General features: G+C 62.3%; 13 protein-coding genes and 1 tRNA gene. 5 read left to right on the top strand and 9 right to left on the bottom strand.

Annotated elements, in window-relative coordinates; genetic code table 11:
* The first annotated feature begins 3 nt into the window (after positions 1-3).
* Positions 4-426 carry an organic hydroperoxide resistance protein gene (locus QO207_RS22165; protein WP_301534449.1) on the top strand — a complete coding sequence of 141 codons (423 nt, stop codon included), beginning with the start codon at positions 4-6 and terminating at the stop codon, positions 424-426.
* A 1,028-nt stretch (positions 427-1,454) separates the two neighbouring features.
* Here QO207_RS22165 and QO207_RS22160 read toward each other — a convergent pair.
* The 4 genes from QO207_RS22160 to QO207_RS22145 all read right to left on the bottom strand — a co-directional run bounded on the left by QO207_RS22160 (position 1,455) and on the right by QO207_RS22145 (position 4,854).
* Positions 1,455-1,970: a DoxX family protein gene (locus QO207_RS22160; protein ID WP_301534448.1), complete on the bottom strand. Its 516-nt coding sequence runs from the start codon at positions 1,968-1,970 to the stop codon at positions 1,455-1,457.
* Between the two features lie 79 nt (positions 1,971-2,049).
* Positions 2,050-2,688, bottom strand: coding sequence for a ferric reductase-like transmembrane domain-containing protein (locus tag QO207_RS22155; protein WP_301534447.1), 639 nt, complete (start codon positions 2,686-2,688; stop codon positions 2,050-2,052).
* A gap of 118 nt (positions 2,689-2,806) precedes the next feature.
* Positions 2,807-4,117, bottom strand: a complete 1,311-nt coding sequence (locus QO207_RS22150; RefSeq protein WP_301534446.1) for a HAMP domain-containing sensor histidine kinase — start codon at positions 4,115-4,117, stop codon at positions 2,807-2,809.
* On the bottom strand, positions 4,114-4,854 hold the full coding sequence (locus QO207_RS22145; protein WP_301534445.1) for a response regulator: 741 nt from the start codon (positions 4,852-4,854) through the stop codon (positions 4,114-4,116). Before QO207_RS22145 ends, QO207_RS22150 begins: the two co-directional genes overlap by 4 nt.
* 225 nt (positions 4,855-5,079) lie before the next feature.
* Between QO207_RS22145 and QO207_RS22140 the strand changes: the two genes are divergently transcribed.
* Together QO207_RS22140 and QO207_RS22135 are read left to right on the top strand one after the other, a co-directional pair.
* Positions 5,080-5,352: a DUF2790 domain-containing protein gene (locus tag QO207_RS22140; RefSeq protein ID WP_301534444.1), complete on the top strand. Its 273-nt coding sequence runs from the start codon at positions 5,080-5,082 to the stop codon at positions 5,350-5,352.
* A 98-nt stretch (positions 5,353-5,450) separates the two neighbouring features.
* Positions 5,451-6,662, top strand: coding sequence for a cytochrome c biogenesis protein DipZ (locus tag QO207_RS22135; protein ID WP_301534443.1), 1,212 nt, complete (start codon positions 5,451-5,453; stop codon positions 6,660-6,662).
* 42 nt (positions 6,663-6,704) lie between these two features.
* On the opposite strand, the gene QO207_RS22130 is transcribed toward QO207_RS22135, so the two are convergent.
* The gene (locus QO207_RS22130; protein ID WP_301534442.1) at positions 6,705-8,279 is read right to left on the bottom strand and encodes a hypothetical protein; all 1,575 of its coding nucleotides are present in this window, start codon (positions 8,277-8,279) and stop codon (positions 6,705-6,707) included.
* 47 nt (positions 8,280-8,326) lie between these two features.
* Complete coding sequence (locus QO207_RS22125; RefSeq protein ID WP_301534441.1) at positions 8,327-8,560, bottom strand: DNA-binding protein; 234 nt, start codon at positions 8,558-8,560, stop codon at positions 8,327-8,329.
* 212 nt (positions 8,561-8,772) lie between these two features.
* Between QO207_RS22125 and QO207_RS22120 the strand changes: the two genes are divergently transcribed.
* Entirely contained in the window at positions 8,773-9,276 is a 504-nt protein-coding gene (locus tag QO207_RS22120; protein WP_301534440.1) for a BRO family protein, read from the top strand.
* A gap of 10 nt (positions 9,277-9,286) precedes the next feature.
* Here the strand turns inward: QO207_RS22120 and QO207_RS22115 are convergent, their stop codons facing one another.
* The 3 genes from QO207_RS22115 to QO207_RS22105 all read right to left on the bottom strand — a co-directional run bounded on the left by QO207_RS22115 (position 9,287) and on the right by QO207_RS22105 (position 12,372).
* Complete coding sequence (locus tag QO207_RS22115) at positions 9,287-11,137, bottom strand: diguanylate cyclase (protein ID WP_301534439.1); 1,851 nt, start codon at positions 11,135-11,137, stop codon at positions 9,287-9,289.
* A gap of 115 nt (positions 11,138-11,252) precedes the next feature.
* Positions 11,253-11,326: transfer RNA gene (locus QO207_RS22110), tRNA-Gly, on the bottom strand.
* 152 nt (positions 11,327-11,478) lie between these two features.
* On the bottom strand, positions 11,479-12,372 hold the full coding sequence (locus tag QO207_RS22105) for an alpha/beta fold hydrolase (RefSeq protein WP_301534438.1): 894 nt from the start codon (positions 12,370-12,372) through the stop codon (positions 11,479-11,481).
* A gap of 503 nt (positions 12,373-12,875) precedes the next feature.
* Between QO207_RS22105 and QO207_RS22100 the strand changes: the two genes are divergently transcribed.
* Positions 12,876-13,709: an ABC transporter substrate-binding protein gene (locus tag QO207_RS22100; RefSeq protein ID WP_301534437.1), complete on the top strand. Its 834-nt coding sequence runs from the start codon at positions 12,876-12,878 to the stop codon at positions 13,707-13,709.
* The last annotated feature ends 1 nt before the right edge of the window (position 13,710 follow it).

Genomic DNA, 13,710 nt, shown 5'->3' with positions numbered 1-13,710 from the left:
GTCATGACCGACACCCTGGCAACCGTGATCTACACCGCCCACACCCACACCACTGGTGGCCGCGACGGCCGCGGCCAGACCACCGACGGCGAGCTGGATTTGCCCCTGAGCCCGCCCGGCTCCGGCCGCCCCGGCACCAATCCTGAGCAGTTGTTCGCCATCGGCTGGTCGGCCTGCTTCATCGGCGCACTGCGCCGCGCCGGGCAGAAGCTGAACATCCGCCTGCCGACCGATGTGGCGGTGGACGCCGAAGTGTCCCTAGGCAACACCACCGACGGCGGCTTCGCCCTGGCCGCCCAGCTCACAGTGCACCTGCCGGGGCTGGAGGCGGAGGACAAGGCGAAGCTGGTCGATGAGGCGCATCAGATCTGCCCTTACTCGAAGGCTACTCGCGGCAATATCGAGGTGGGGTTTGTGATTCCCTGATCGCATTTTTATCCACAGCGCAGCCCGCGCACCTTCATCGGTGCGCGGGCTTTTTGCTTTTCGTAGGAGCGAGGGGCGCCTGGTTCTTGCTCGCGAACCTGCCCCGCTTCGGAGTCGTCGGTAAATCCGTTCGCGAGCAAGCTCGCTCCTACAATCGTCGGTTATGCACGGTGCTCATTCGTAAGCGTGGACCATGCCCGCAGGGCGCTCCTACAGGCTGACTCCGGTATTCCCGACCGCGTAGGAGCGGACTCTGTCCGCGATGCTTTTGCTTCGGGCCGGGAGTTCCAGCGTCGCATCGGCGTGCGCGCGGGCTTCGTGTTTCGCCCCCTCGGGCGACCCACTTTGGCAAACGACGGATGGCCGCCCCACCCAAAGTGGGCAAAGGTCTCGCCCCGGACATCCGGTTTTTCGCCTAGGCGAAAAATTCCCTCGTTGAAGCGAAGTTTCAGGGGCACGAACTAGGCGTCCCCCGACGAAGGGCCATCCCTGGCCCATCGCCGCTCTCGCGACATCCATGTCGCTCAACCCCTGAAACTCCGCTTCAACGAGGCCTCCTGAACGGGGCATTCGGAGTGCGCGGATATTTCTCTGGAAATCTTCAGAGCCAGAGCCAGAGCCAGAGCCAGAGCCTGGGCGGGGTGCTGCATTGGCTTTTCGTAGGAGCGAGCTTGCTCGCGAACCGAGCCCTGCCGTTTTCCCCGGAAAGCGCATGTGTAGGATGGTATGGAGCGCAGCGATACCCATCGATTTGCGTAGGGCGAATAGCCCGGAACGGGTTATCCGCCGATGCCACGTCGGCGGATAACGCTGGCGCGTTATGCGCCCTACGGTCCAATACCCGAACGACGCGGCTTTTCGTAGGAGCGGACCTTGTCCGCGAAACCTGCACGACGGGCTACGTTGTATCAGGAGCGCTCCGTGGCAGTTCGCATGGCGCAGGCGCGCACGAATTTCCCGCAGACAAAAGAAAACGCCCCCTCCATAGGAGAGGGCGTTGCACGCAGAACATAAGAATCAGCAGCCGTTCAGACCGTCCGGGAAGCCCCCAGGACCCGCCGCACCACCCCATCGACACTCAGCGCGCCCGAGCCCTTGAGTACCAGCGGCAGCAACGCCACCAGGTAGATCAGCGGCAGCTTGTAGTTGCCGAAACCATGGTCGGTGATCGAGTAACCCTGGGCCAGTTCCGCCAGGCTCGACCACTGCGCCGGCCAGTGCACGGCGGCAATGGCGACGATGGTCACGACGATCAGCGAGGCCGAGGCGAAACGGGTCGCCAGCCCAAGGAGCAACAACACCGGCGCGATCAGCTCGGCCCACATCGACACCTGCCAGTCGAAGCCGGCGGAGAAGTGGTTGAAGGGGAAGGGGAAGCTGGCGTGGATCTGTTCGAACCAGTTGTCGCCGTGCCATTTCTCCAGGCCCGATTCGAAGAATTCCCAGGCCAGGAACAGCCGCAGCGGGATGTCCCAGCCCCAGGCGGCGAGGCGATCGAGTTGGTCGAAAGCAGTCTTGAGCGGGTTCAGGGTCAGCAGGGTCATGATGCACCTCATGGGCAAAGTCGTGGGCAAGGCTTGGGCCGCCGGGCAAGGCTTTCGCCCGGTAGCGGAAACGTCGGGATCAGGCATTCGGCAGCGCAGGGCGCTCGCTACGGCGCAGGCGCACGGCCAGCTTGGCGATGAGCTTGAAGGCGATGGCGCTGAAGATCAGGCCGAAGCCCAGCGGGTACCAGGAGCCCATCGGCAGGCGCTTGTAGAAGGACAGGAAGAACACCCCGGCGATCACCCAGGTGCCGGCGCTGTGCAGGCCTTTCCAGACGCGGGCGCCGAGCAGCTTTACCGCGTAGGGGAAGGAAGTGATGGTCAGCAGGATGATGAACAGGTAGCCGACCGAGCCGGGGATGTTCGCGGCGACGCTGCGGCCGTGCCAGAAGGTCTCGGGGAAGAACTTCACGTAGAGGATGATCAGCACCGCGTGCACAGCGTGGGAGAAGGCGAAGGCCAGCCCGAGGAAGCGTCTTTCGCGTAGCAGGCCGCGGGTGAAGTCGCTCGGTGCCAGCGCCGCCAGGGGCGAGGCGAGGAAGGTGGCGAGGAACAGCGCGAAGGAGGTGCGGGCGGTGACGCGGATCGAGCTGCGCAGCGCTTCCACCCACTGCGGCTGGGACCAAAGGGCCAGCGCGGTGGCGATCAGCACCAGCAGCGAGAGCAGGGAAAACAGGCGCCAGCCATGCAGGCGGGCAGGTTCGGCGAGGCGGTTCATGGCAGGCTCCTTTGGGGAACGCGGCGGGCGGGGTGCCGCCGCTGTTCGTGGAGCCATCTTGGCGACGGGCCTTATCCCGGTTGTGTCCGGGAAAGGCCGTCTTGTATCTCTCTGTAGATCACTTCGCGGGCGGCAGCTCCAGCTGCACGCACAGCCCGCCACTGGCGCGGTTGGACAGGGTCAGCGTGCCGCCCAGTGCCTGGCTCAGCTGCTGGGCAATCGCCAGCCCCAGACCGGTGCCGCCGGTGCTGCGGTTACGCGAGCTTTCCACCCGGTAGAAAGGCTTTACCACTTCGGCGAGTTCTTCCTCGGGAATGCCGGGGCCATCGTCCGTTACACGAACACACACGACGCCCTGGCTATCGCGCTCGACTTCCACCTGGGCCGAGCCGCCGAACTTCAGCGCGTTGTCCACCAGGTTGGTGAGCACCCGGCGCAGCGCGTGGGGGCGGGTTTCCAGTACGGCGTTGCTGTTGCCCTGCAGCGCCACGGCCTGGCCGCTGTCCTGGTAGTCGAGGACCAGGCTGTCGAGGAAGGAATCGAGGTTGACCTTCACCGCGGCCTCGCTGGCGCCGTCCATGCTGCGCGCGTAGGCCACGCCCTCGCGGACCAGGTGCTGCATTTCTTCCAGATCGCTCCACAGGCGTTCGCGTTCGGGCGAGTCATCCATCTGCTCGACGCGCAGCTTCATCCGCGTGATGGGCGTCTGCAGGTCGTGGGAGATGGCGGCAAGCAGTTGCATGCGCTCCTTGAGGTAGGAGCCGATGCGGCCTTGCAGCGCATTGAAGGCGCGGGCGGCGTAGGCGACTTCGCTGGGGCCGCGTTCGTCCAGATCCGGCGCCGGGGCGTCGGGGTCGAGGTGATCCACGGCCTGGGCCAGTCGCGTGAGCGGGCGGATCGCCAGGCGCACGGCGATCCAGGTGCAGAACAGCAGCAGCGCCAGTTGCACGACCAGCACCCAGGGCAACCACTGCGCCACCGGCACGCCTTTGGGCGTCACGTCGATGGTCAGCGGCATGCCGTCGGCGAGCTTCAGGTGCGCCTGGAAGTGCTGGGCGGAGCCGGGAATGGTCTCGAAGCGCAGCGCGTAGCGCGGGCCGATGGCGTCGGCGATGGACGTCGCGGCCATGGGCGCCTGCGCCATGTTCATCGGCTCGCCGGGTTCGCCGCCATCCAGGCGGTAGCGGTAGTTGGGGCGCTGCACCATCGGCAGCCAGCTTTCGCGCTCGTCCAGCGGCAGGCGATCGAGCAGGGCGACTGCGGTGCTGACGTCGGTCTCCAGGTTGCCCAGCATCATGCTGCGTGCGCTCTGGTAGCGCTCGTAGAACTGCGAGCAGAACGACAGGCTGTAGGCGAACACCAGCCCGGCGAGGAAGATCAGCGCCAGGCGCGCGGCCAGCGTACGTGGCCAGTGCAGGAGGGATTTCATGCGTTGGGCTCTAACAGTTCGACGGCCAGGGCAAAGACGTAGCCTTCGCTGCGTACCGTCTTGATGTAGGCCGGCTCGCGAGCGTCATCCAGCAGGCGCTGACGCAGGCGGCTGACCAGCAGGTCAATGGAGCGGTCGAAGATGTCCGCTTCACGGCCCTGGGTGAGATTCAGCAGTTGCTCACGGCTGAGCACGCGCTGCGGGTGATCGACGAACACCCGCAGCAGGCGGTACTCGGCGCCGCTCAGGGCAACCAGGGTGCCGTCTTCATCGAGCAGGTGGCGCGCGGTGGTGTCCAGCTTCCAGCGGCCGAAGCCGATCAGCCGGCTGGCCTCGCTGACCTGCAGGTTCGGCGGCAGCATGCGCGTGCGGCGCAGCACGGCGTTGATCCGCGCCAGCAGTTCGCGGGCGGAGAAGGGCTTGGTGAGGTAGTCGTCGGCGCCCATTTCCAGGCCGATGATGCGATCGGTCTCGTCGTTGCGCGCGGTGAGCATCAATACCGGGGTGGACTTGTGCTTGCCCACGCGCAGCTCGCGGCACAGCTTCAGGCCGTCGTCGCCGGGCATCATGATGTCGAGGACGATCAGGTCGACGCTGTTGCCATCGAGGAAGGCGCGCATCTGCCGGCCGTCTCCCGCCAGGCTGACGCGCAGGCCGTTCTTCTTCAGGTAGTTGCCGACCAGCTCGCGGATCTCGCGGTCGTCGTCGACGATCAGTACGTGATCGACATGGTCCATGCCGGTGCCTCGTTCGTAGTGGGTTGAGGCGAGTTTATAGCGCAGCGCCGCGCTTGCCTGCCGTGCTTTGTATTCCACTGTATCTACAGCCGCCGCCGATACCCGGCGCGGCAAACCCGGGCCTTGGGCGACACAAGCCCGATACCTCCTGAACGTGAAATGGGCAGCAACGGCGAGGCACACAGCCACCGCCGGCCAAACCCGACACCGGACAGGAGAACCACCATGAAAGCCATCCAACTCGCCAACGCTTGCCTCTTCGCCGCCATCGCCGCCTTCGCCAGCTTCAGCGCCCAGGCCGCCGACACCCAGCCCGCCGAGACTTACCACTACGGCCAGAAACTCGATGTGAAACGCGTCCTGGCCATCCACGAAGAGAGCGCCTCGCCGTACGACTGCGGCATCGTCAACGCCCGCATGGACTACCTGGATTCCAGCGGCCAGCCGCACAGCCTGGCCTATCGCAAGTTCGCCACCAACTGCAACGAAGGCGGCTGATTTCCCCTCGGCCGCAGCCATGGACGGCCACGGCGTTTATTCCCCTGGCGTTTATCCCAAGCGTGAACCCCACGGGCCGCCGGCCCACCGAGGTGCCCATGTTGCTCATCGCCTTTCTCGGCGGGGCGCTGACCCTGCTCAGCCCCTGCATCCTTCCCGTACTGCCGCTGTTGTTGCAGCGCGCCGGCGGCCCGACGTGGTCGCCGTGGGTCACGCTGCTCGGCCTGGCCAGCGGCTTCGCCGTGCTGGCGAGCCTGGCGACCGTCTCCAGCAACTGGGTGATCGCCGCCAGCGAGTGGGGCCGTTACTTCGCCCTCGCGCTGCTGGCGGTTTCCGCCGTTGCCCTGCTCTGGCCGCGCTTCAGTGACTGGCTGGCCAAGCCCTGGGCGTGGCTCGGTGATCGCCTGCACGGCGAGTCCCGCCGCCTGCCTCCGGGGCTTTCCGCGTGGGTGCTGGGCTTCGCTGCCGGCTTGCTGTGGGCGCCCTGCGCCGGGCCGGTGCTGGGGCTGATTCTCTCCGGCGCCATGCTGCAAGGCCCGAGTGCGCAGACCAGCCTGCTGCTGTTCGCTTACGGCCTGGGCAGCGCCACGGTGCTGGGCATCGTGCTGTTCGCCGGTCGCCGGCTGATGCAGCAACTGCGGCCGCGCATGGCCGTCATCGAAGGCCTGCGCCGCGCCACCGGTGTACTCGCCCTGCTGGCCGTCGTCGGCATTGCCAGCGGCACCAGCGCGCAACTGGCTTCCGGCAGTTCATCCACGCTGGTGAACAGCCTTGAGCGCCAGGTCATCGACGGCGTGCCCGCGCTTATCAGCCAACTGATGCCCGGCGACATGGCCCACGGCGCCGAGCGCTTGCCGGACCTCGGCCCGGCGCCGGAACTGCAAGGCGCAGTGGAATGGATCAACAGCCCCGAACTGAACCTGCGTGACCTGCGTGGCAAGGTGGTGCTGGTCGACTTCTGGACCTACGACTGCATCAACTGCCAGCACAGCCTGCCGTATGTGAACGCCTGGGCGAAGAAATATGCCGACCAGGGCCTGGTGGTAATTGGCGTGCACACCCCGGAATACCCCTTCGAACGGGTCCCGGCCAATGTCCGCGAGGCGGTGAAGCAGCACGACATTCACTACCCCGTGGCGCTGGATAACCAGTACCGGATCTGGAACGCCTTCGCCAACCAGTACTGGCCGGCGCACTACTTCATCGACGCCCAGGGGCGGATTCGTCACCTGTCGATCGGCGAGGGCGGGTATGGGGAGCAGGAGCAGGTGATTCAGGCGCTGTTGAAGGAGAGGGGGAGAAAGAATTGATATGCCTAAGAGGGCGGCTAGATTGGCCGCCCTCTTAGGGGGTTAAAACAACGAGTGCGTTCTTCTTTTGAAATCTTGTATATCGAGAATAGCTCTGCGGATGGAGCGATAGTCGTTTTGTGGGACCTCAGAGTATTTCTCGTTATCATCGGCTTGGAATAGCCCTTTAGGGGCTTTTATTGTATTTATGAGGTCTACATAGCATCCGTAGTCGATGGAATAGACATTGAATCTTTTTCCAGGAATATCTTGGGCTGATATCCCCTCTCGCAGTATGTGTAAGACTCGGGCGTCATATAGGAAGTCAATGAGGTCGTTGTTTAGGTCGCTCGGAACTAGAAAGGCTTTTGCTTGCCGGTGCTGGATCACTTCGTCAATTATCCAGTTTAAAAGCTCTATAGCTTCTTGTCGGCTAGCAATCGCTTTGCTTTTATATCGGCTATACCAGTTTTTTGCAGCAATTCGAACGTCAGGGACTGATATTTTTGACTTGTCTGCTCGTTGCGCAGCCAAAGATAGGATGTTGATAGCATCACGTGGAACTCCCTCGGATGCTCTGACGAATTCTTCAAATGCATTGATCTGAGTAAAAAGGTCGTTTATTAGGTTTCGTGGTTCCGGGTATTTACTAGAGAAAATATCTTGATCGTCAGATATAGACTTTAAGTGACGATGAAGCATGGTCCCGAAAAATTCCATGGCTCGAGGGGCTTCGTTGTCGAAAACAAGGAATTCATCTAGGTTTAGGCTGCCGGCTACATCTGCTCCCGGCTCAAGCCCGATATAGGTTGAGTTCCCATCCGGGATTCTGAAATTGCTGCGCTGCGCGATGGCAGCAATCTTTATTGCAACTCCGGGCGTGGGGAAAAGTGTTCTTCGAAGAAGGTCGGCTAGGAACGGCTGTAAGTCAAGCGGAACTTCGCTCCACTCGTCTAAGATAATCCATAGTCTTTGCTTTGGAAGCTTTGCTATAAGTTTTGAAGCGGCGCTATTGAGTGATCCGAAATGGACGCGGAGCTTTTCGGAGCCAGAAGCGGAAGTGCGTTTTGATTCACAGTTTTTAGTGTCAATCCCGAGTGATAATTTTGAGTCGAGAGTAAGCTGGCTGCCCGATTTTACCCCCATGTGTAAGCTTCTGCTTTCACTCAGTGATGTGTTTTCGGTCTTCTCAGTGGCTACCGTTCCGTCCACAATTACTTCAGTGGCGCTGGTCACGAATTCGTCAAGTAGAGGAAGAATCTCCGCGGTAACGTATGGTTCTTCGGCCTTGGTTATCTTCTCAAGAATCCTTTCGTGAATTGCTATCAGGGTGTCTGAGAGCAACCTGGTTGCGCGCTCTTTTAGTGGCAGTCTTTCATCTGCATAAATTCCGCCAGTAGAGCCAATTACCCTCATATCAAGGTATATGCTGCACTCTTTTCTATTGTGAATGCTATTGTCTAGGTAGCGGAGTATGTGCGTTTTTCCTGTCCCCCTTCTTCCATATATTACTTGGCTTTCAGGAATGGAGAGGACAGGGATTACAGGGCCGAGCTCAACAAAGGAGCTAACTAGATTGATTGTGTTATTTTCTGCTCGCTTTGTTAACTTTAATGTTTCAGTGTTTATGTCTCGCATTCTATACTTCCAAGTTGTCAGTGCGATTAAGTTCTGGGAGAGAATAATTATGTTTCAGGGACTGTTTGGCCAGCTTCTGGCAGTGGCTCTCCTGTTATCAACCACCAACGATACTGGGGATAGAGTGCGACAAGCTGTTCCAACTCATCGACCGCAAATCTCGCTTTTTTCCGTTTGATACTCTGCCAGCGTACGTATTCTTTACTGTTCACCTCAGCTAAATCCTTGAGGCTGGTCAGCTCTAGTAGTTGCAGCGCTCTATCGGCCATGCCCTGGGCCATTGAAAATTCTCATTATGGAATATTGCCATAAAGGCGAAATTATGGATAATGTCCATATGCCTCGCCGCTGTAGTGGCTTGAATACTGACCCAACCTCTCTCGAACGGGAAGCCTTGCGCCTGCGCATTCGCTCTCCCTTTCGAAAGCTCACTCATCTCGAGCTTGGCGACTCGAAGCAGTGGAGCGCTTTTTCCAGCCCCTGGAGGCTAGCCATGGATGATCTCTACACCGCCACCACCTTCACGCGAAACAACCACTACCTGCGCGGTGTGCTGATCGACGACCAGCCCTGGATCGTTGCGCAAGACTTCGCGCGGCTGCTCGGCCTACGGCATCCGCAGAGTCTGGCGGGGAAGGTGTCGGGCGATAAGGTGCGAACGGTCTGGCTGCTGCAGGCCCGTGGCAGCGAGGAGAAGGCCGAGGTAATCAACGAGCCGGCGCTGTACAAGGCACTGATCCGCTATGGTCATGCGGAGTACCGCACGGTAGCGCGCTGGCTGTCGGACGATGTGATCCCACTGCTGCGCGATCAGGGGCGCGTCGATCCGCAGCGTCCCCGGCGCGTCCAGATGAGCTGGCGTTGCGACCGGGTAACGGTCCTCGACTGGCAGGGGCGCCTGTGGGTTTCCTGGGATGATGTGCCGAAGTTCAGCACGATATCGTCGGGTGTCGGTGGCTGGTTGGGGAAGTTGCGTGGCGACCGGCCAGTCGATTGAAGCCGGGAATCTAACCGCCCACCGCTTGATTCCGCCCCTGCTTCTTCGCCTCATACAGCGCCGCATCTGCCCGCTCTACCAGTGCTTCTGCCGAGCTTTCCTTGCCTGGCAGCGAAGCCGCGACACCGATGCTCACGCTCACCCGCCCCAGCGGCGAAAGCTCGTGGGGCAGGGCGAGGTTCTCCACCGCCTGCAGCAGCTTGTTCGCCATGCCGCGCACACCGGCGAGGTCGGTCATCGGCGCAAGGAAGACGAACTCTTCGCCGCCATAGCGCGCTACCAGGTCGGTGGAGCGGTTGACCGTCGTCGCCAGCGCCTGGGCGATGTCCCGCAGGCAGGCGTCGCCGGCCGGGTGGCCGTAGTGGTCGTTGTAGCGCTTGAACCAGTCCACATCGACGATCGCCAGGGCCAACAGCTCGCCGGAGCGGCGCGCGTGGCCCCATTCCTGTTCCAGCACCTGGTCGAAGCGGCGCCGGTTGGCGATGCCGGTGAGAGCATCGGTCAGGCTCATGGCTTCCAGCTGGTTGTTCAGCTCGCGCAGTTCGTCGGTGCGCTCGGCGACGCGCTGCTCCAGTTCGTGCTCGGAGCTGCGCAGGTTATCCACAAGCTGCTGCTGGGCCTGGATCAGCTCCTCCTGCACCCGGGTTTTCTCCCGGCGCATCACGTTGAAGCGGTCGGCGAGGGCGAAGGCCAGCACGATCATCTCCATCGCCGAACCCAGCTGCAGGCCGTCCACGGTGAACAGGTTGGTCGGCACGATGCCCATGGCGCGCAGCGAGGTCATCGCCCCGCCGAGCATCAGCAGGGCGAAGGCGGCGAGGAAGAAGAACGCGCTGCGCTGGCGCTTGAAGGCGCAGACGATGGCCGCGACTAGCAGCACCACCGCCGTGGCGAAGTTCAGCATGATGCCCGCGCGGGACACGTAGGGCAGCGCGAACGCATAGGCGACGAGGCTGAGCAGATAGAGCACGATCATCCCGCGCAGCACCCAGTCCAGGCGCGGCAGGATGCGGTCCAGCTGCATCATCCGCCGCGCGAACAGCAGCAGCGCAGCGAGGGCCAGCGACACGCCCGAGTAGTAGACGATGTTCGAATTGAGCGGCACGCCGAGGATCGACCAGTCCGGCGCCAGGCCATTCTTGATCGCCAGCGCCGAGGCCGTGCAGCTGACGAACACCACGTAGAGCAGGTAGATCGGGTCGCGCAGGGCGAGCAGCAGCATCAGGTTGAACAGGATCATCGCCACCGCGATGCCGAAGTACCACGCCTTGCCCGTGTAGTCGTCGCGCTCGTAGGCGTGGAACGCCTTCACCGGCCACAGTTGTAGTGGCACCAGCAAGCCGATGCTCGACTCCACCCGCAGGTACACCACCTGCTCCGACTGCGCCGGCAGATTCAGCGGGAAGACGAAGTTGCGGTTCGGGTAGACCTTGCTCGATTGCGGCACATCGCTGCCGGTGTTGATCGTCTTGTACGAGCCATCCGCTTGCGGGATGTTCGCCTGCACATGAGAGATGCGCGGGTTTTCCACCACCAGCATGCGCTGCAGCGGCGCATCGCTCGGGTTGCCCAGCTTCAACTTCAACCAGAACGCCGAACGGGTGAACCCCATCGCCAACGAACTCCCCGGTGGCTGATCGCCCTTGAAGCGCGCCTGCTGCTCGGGGGATTGCACATCCGCCAGCGTCAGGGCGCGGGTTGGGTCTTCGAGTACGGAAACGTAGGTGGTAAGCGACAGGGGCTCAGCAGTGACAGCCGCCGCGTCAACTACCTGATCGGCCCAAACGGGGCGGATCAATATCAACAGGAGGGTGAGCAGGAGCCAGGACAGGGATTGCCGGTGCGGGGCGGGAGCTGGCATACGGCGGGTCCGGGAATGTTGGTGTGCCAGGGAGTTTACAAGACAGGCTTTGGCGACGCCAAAAACACAAAAGCCCCCGGCAACTCACGCTGCCGGGGGCTTTTGCTTGGGATTCTGGAGCGGGCGAAGGGAATCGAACCCTCGTCATGAGCTTGGGAAGCTCAGGTAATGCCATTATACGACGCCCGCTTGGGGGTGCCTTTTTACCAGAAGGGCGGGGCTTAGTGAAGCCTTGGCCGGCGAGCTGCTCGGGCGGCGCCCTTTCTGCAACGAAATCTACGCAATGAAAAACCGGGGGCGGAAGGTCTGGGGCCGGCCCCCGGCCGTGTGCGCTGGCTGCATCAGCCCACCATGGCGGCGATGGGGACGCCCTGGCTACTGGGCAGGTAGGGGCTGGCCAGGACTGGGTGGCGCTGGGGCTGGAGGAAGGTCAGGAGGGCGTCCTGGGTTTCCTGCCAGGCCTTCTTGTGTTCCACGTCGATGAAGTGGCCGGCGTTGCGGATGGTGCGGAACTCGCAGTCGCGGATCAGTTGCTGGAACAGCTTGGCTTCGGCCGGGGTGGTGTAGATGTCCAGCTCGCCGTTCATGAACAGCAGCGGGATGTCGATGGCCGCGAATTTTTCCATGTAGCTGTCGGCGCTGAGCTTGAGCACCTGGCAGATGTGGAAGTGCATCTGCTGGTATTCGTGCTCGTCGAGGCCGGCGACGTGGCGGAAGTTGTAGCGCTTGAAGAGCTGCGGCAGGTAGCGGCCGATGGTGTCGTTGACCAGGTTGCCGATGTTCGCGCGGTCGCAGGCGGAGAGGTAGTCCAGGCCGCGGTGCAGGTAGTCGAGCATGGAGGCGTTGAGCAGCGGCGAGAAGGAGTTGATCACCGCCTTCTGGATTCGCGCCGGGCGCTGCGCCAGGGCGAGCAGGGTGGCGACGCCGCCCCAGGAGAAGGACATCACCACGTCGGCGCGGTAGTGCTCGATCAGGTCGAGCAGTAGCTGCGCCTCGTATTCCTTGGTGATCGGCTCACGGCAGTCGTTGTGGGCCTTGGACTGGCCCGCGTAGGGCTGGTCGTAGCAGACGACGTTGAAGTGCGGTTGCAGGTATTTCACCGTTTGCGCGAAGGAGGCGGTGGTCGCCAGCGAGCCATTGACCAGGATGATGGTCTGGCGCGCTTCCCTGTTGGCGTGAAACTCCGTGTGTACCCGATGTTGCTGAATCTCGACGACGGCGGTTTCCGGCCTCATGTCGTATTCCTCCAGACGCAGGTCATGGTGCGCACCCACCAGCGGATGCGAAGAAAGTACCCAGGCAGAGGAAAGCGTCTTGGCGTGACAGCTTCATGTCACTCGACGAAAGTTAACAATCTCTTAATTTTCAAATGGTTGGAGCATCAATAGGCACGATTTCCGGCGCCGTTGAAGGTGCGGATTCGGGGTATTGATCAGGCGGGGAAGGGGCGGCTTGGGGGAACTGCGTGCCGCGAAAAACTTTCTTGGATGCAGCGTGTGACTCATGGGTCACGCTTGGGCCTGAGTTAAGCAGCACCGTTCGGCCGACGCAACCGCCGCTGGGCGCTTGAGTCACATCGGCGGAGCGGATTCCGACGAAGTGACATTTCTCTGCGCGATTGTCCGGCGCTTTGGAGAAGCCGGATTACACTCTTGTGATAGCTGTAACTCCCCCCTGCCGAAGACGAGCGTCCATGCCGTGCTCCCCCTGAGGCCGATACCGCGTGCGGAGCGGGTTCATGGCATTTCACCGAAGATTGCGCTTGTTGCTGGTCCTGGCTCCGGCCGTGTGGCTGTGTGCGGAAGCCATGGCCGAGGATCGCTATGGCTGCGAACAGCCGATCAGCGTCGCCTACACGCGCAACGTGGTGTTCTTCCACGATGACGTCGGCATCGACCCGGACCTGATTGCCGAGCTGAGCCGGCGCACCGGCTGCCAGTTCAGCGCTTCGGTGCGCCCGCGCGACGAGGTCTGGCGGATGCTCGAAAGCGGCGACCTGCAGATGGGCACCAGCGGCGTCGCCACGCCGCAGCGGCGCACCTACACCTATCTGCTGCCCTACCTCTATATGCGCAACAAGCTGATCGTGCGCGACGACCTGGGCGAGATAAACAGCCTGGACGCCTTCCACGACATGCCCGGCGCGCGCATCGGGGTGATCGCCGGTTACCGCCACGGCGCCTTTATCGACGGCATGCTGCGCATCCTCCGGGCCGAGGGGCGGGTAGTGGAATACAAGGACGACACCAACCGCTTCAGCGCGCTGCTCAATGGCGACGTGGAGGCGGTGATCGGCCACGAGATGAATCTTGCCGGCTCGGTCGCCGATCGTCGTCAACGTGAACGCTTTCATGTGGTAGATGTGATGCCCGGCCCGGCGACACCCCACAACCTGATGCTCTCGCGCAAGCGCTTCACCCCGGCGCAAAGCGCCGAATGGTTGCGCCTGATGGAAACCCTGTGGCTGGACGGCACCCTGGCGCGGATCATGCGTCGGAATGCATCGCCGCAGGTGGCGGAAGGATTGCTCGACAGCGGCTATCGCTACGGCTCCACGGACAGAGGCTGGTAAA

Origin of the sequence: Pseudomonas sp. CAN1, assembly GCF_030462585.1 — a bacterium.
Taxonomy (GTDB): domain Bacteria; phylum Pseudomonadota; class Gammaproteobacteria; order Pseudomonadales; family Pseudomonadaceae; genus Pseudomonas.
This window is presented reverse-complemented; position numbering and strand designations above follow the sequence as displayed.

What these genes read in the sequence shown, in the direction of transcription:
- QO207_RS22160 (WP_301534448.1), bottom strand. Translation starts at nt 1,970, where the DNA reads ATGACCCTGCTGACCCTGAACCCGCTCAAGACTGCTTTCGACCAACTC.
- QO207_RS22100 (WP_301534437.1), top strand. Translation starts at nt 12,876, where the DNA reads ATGGCATTTCACCGAAGATTGCGCTTGTTGCTGGTCCTGGCTCCGGCC.
- QO207_RS22105 (WP_301534438.1), bottom strand. Translation starts at nt 12,372, where the DNA reads ATGAGGCCGGAAACCGCCGTCGTCGAGATTCAGCAACATCGGGTACAC.
- QO207_RS22155 (WP_301534447.1), bottom strand. Translation starts at nt 2,688, where the DNA reads ATGAACCGCCTCGCCGAACCTGCCCGCCTGCATGGCTGGCGCCTGTTT.
- QO207_RS22130 (WP_301534442.1), bottom strand. Translation starts at nt 8,279, where the DNA reads ATGCGAGACATAAACACTGAAACATTAAAGTTAACAAAGCGAGCAGAA.
- QO207_RS22165 (WP_301534449.1), top strand. Translation starts at nt 4, where the DNA reads ATGACCGACACCCTGGCAACCGTGATCTACACCGCCCACACCCACACC.
- QO207_RS22125 (WP_301534441.1), bottom strand. Translation starts at nt 8,560, where the DNA reads ATGGCCCAGGGCATGGCCGATAGAGCGCTGCAACTACTAGAGCTGACC.
- QO207_RS22135 (WP_301534443.1), top strand. Translation starts at nt 5,451, where the DNA reads ATGTTGCTCATCGCCTTTCTCGGCGGGGCGCTGACCCTGCTCAGCCCC.
- QO207_RS22115 (WP_301534439.1), bottom strand. Translation starts at nt 11,137, where the DNA reads ATGCCAGCTCCCGCCCCGCACCGGCAATCCCTGTCCTGGCTCCTGCTC.
- QO207_RS22150 (WP_301534446.1), bottom strand. Translation starts at nt 4,117, where the DNA reads ATGAAATCCCTCCTGCACTGGCCACGTACGCTGGCCGCGCGCCTGGCG.
- QO207_RS22145 (WP_301534445.1), bottom strand. Translation starts at nt 4,854, where the DNA reads ATGGACCATGTCGATCACGTACTGATCGTCGACGACGACCGCGAGATC.
- QO207_RS22120 (WP_301534440.1), top strand. Translation starts at nt 8,773, where the DNA reads ATGGATGATCTCTACACCGCCACCACCTTCACGCGAAACAACCACTAC.
- QO207_RS22140 (WP_301534444.1), top strand. Translation starts at nt 5,080, where the DNA reads ATGAAAGCCATCCAACTCGCCAACGCTTGCCTCTTCGCCGCCATCGCC.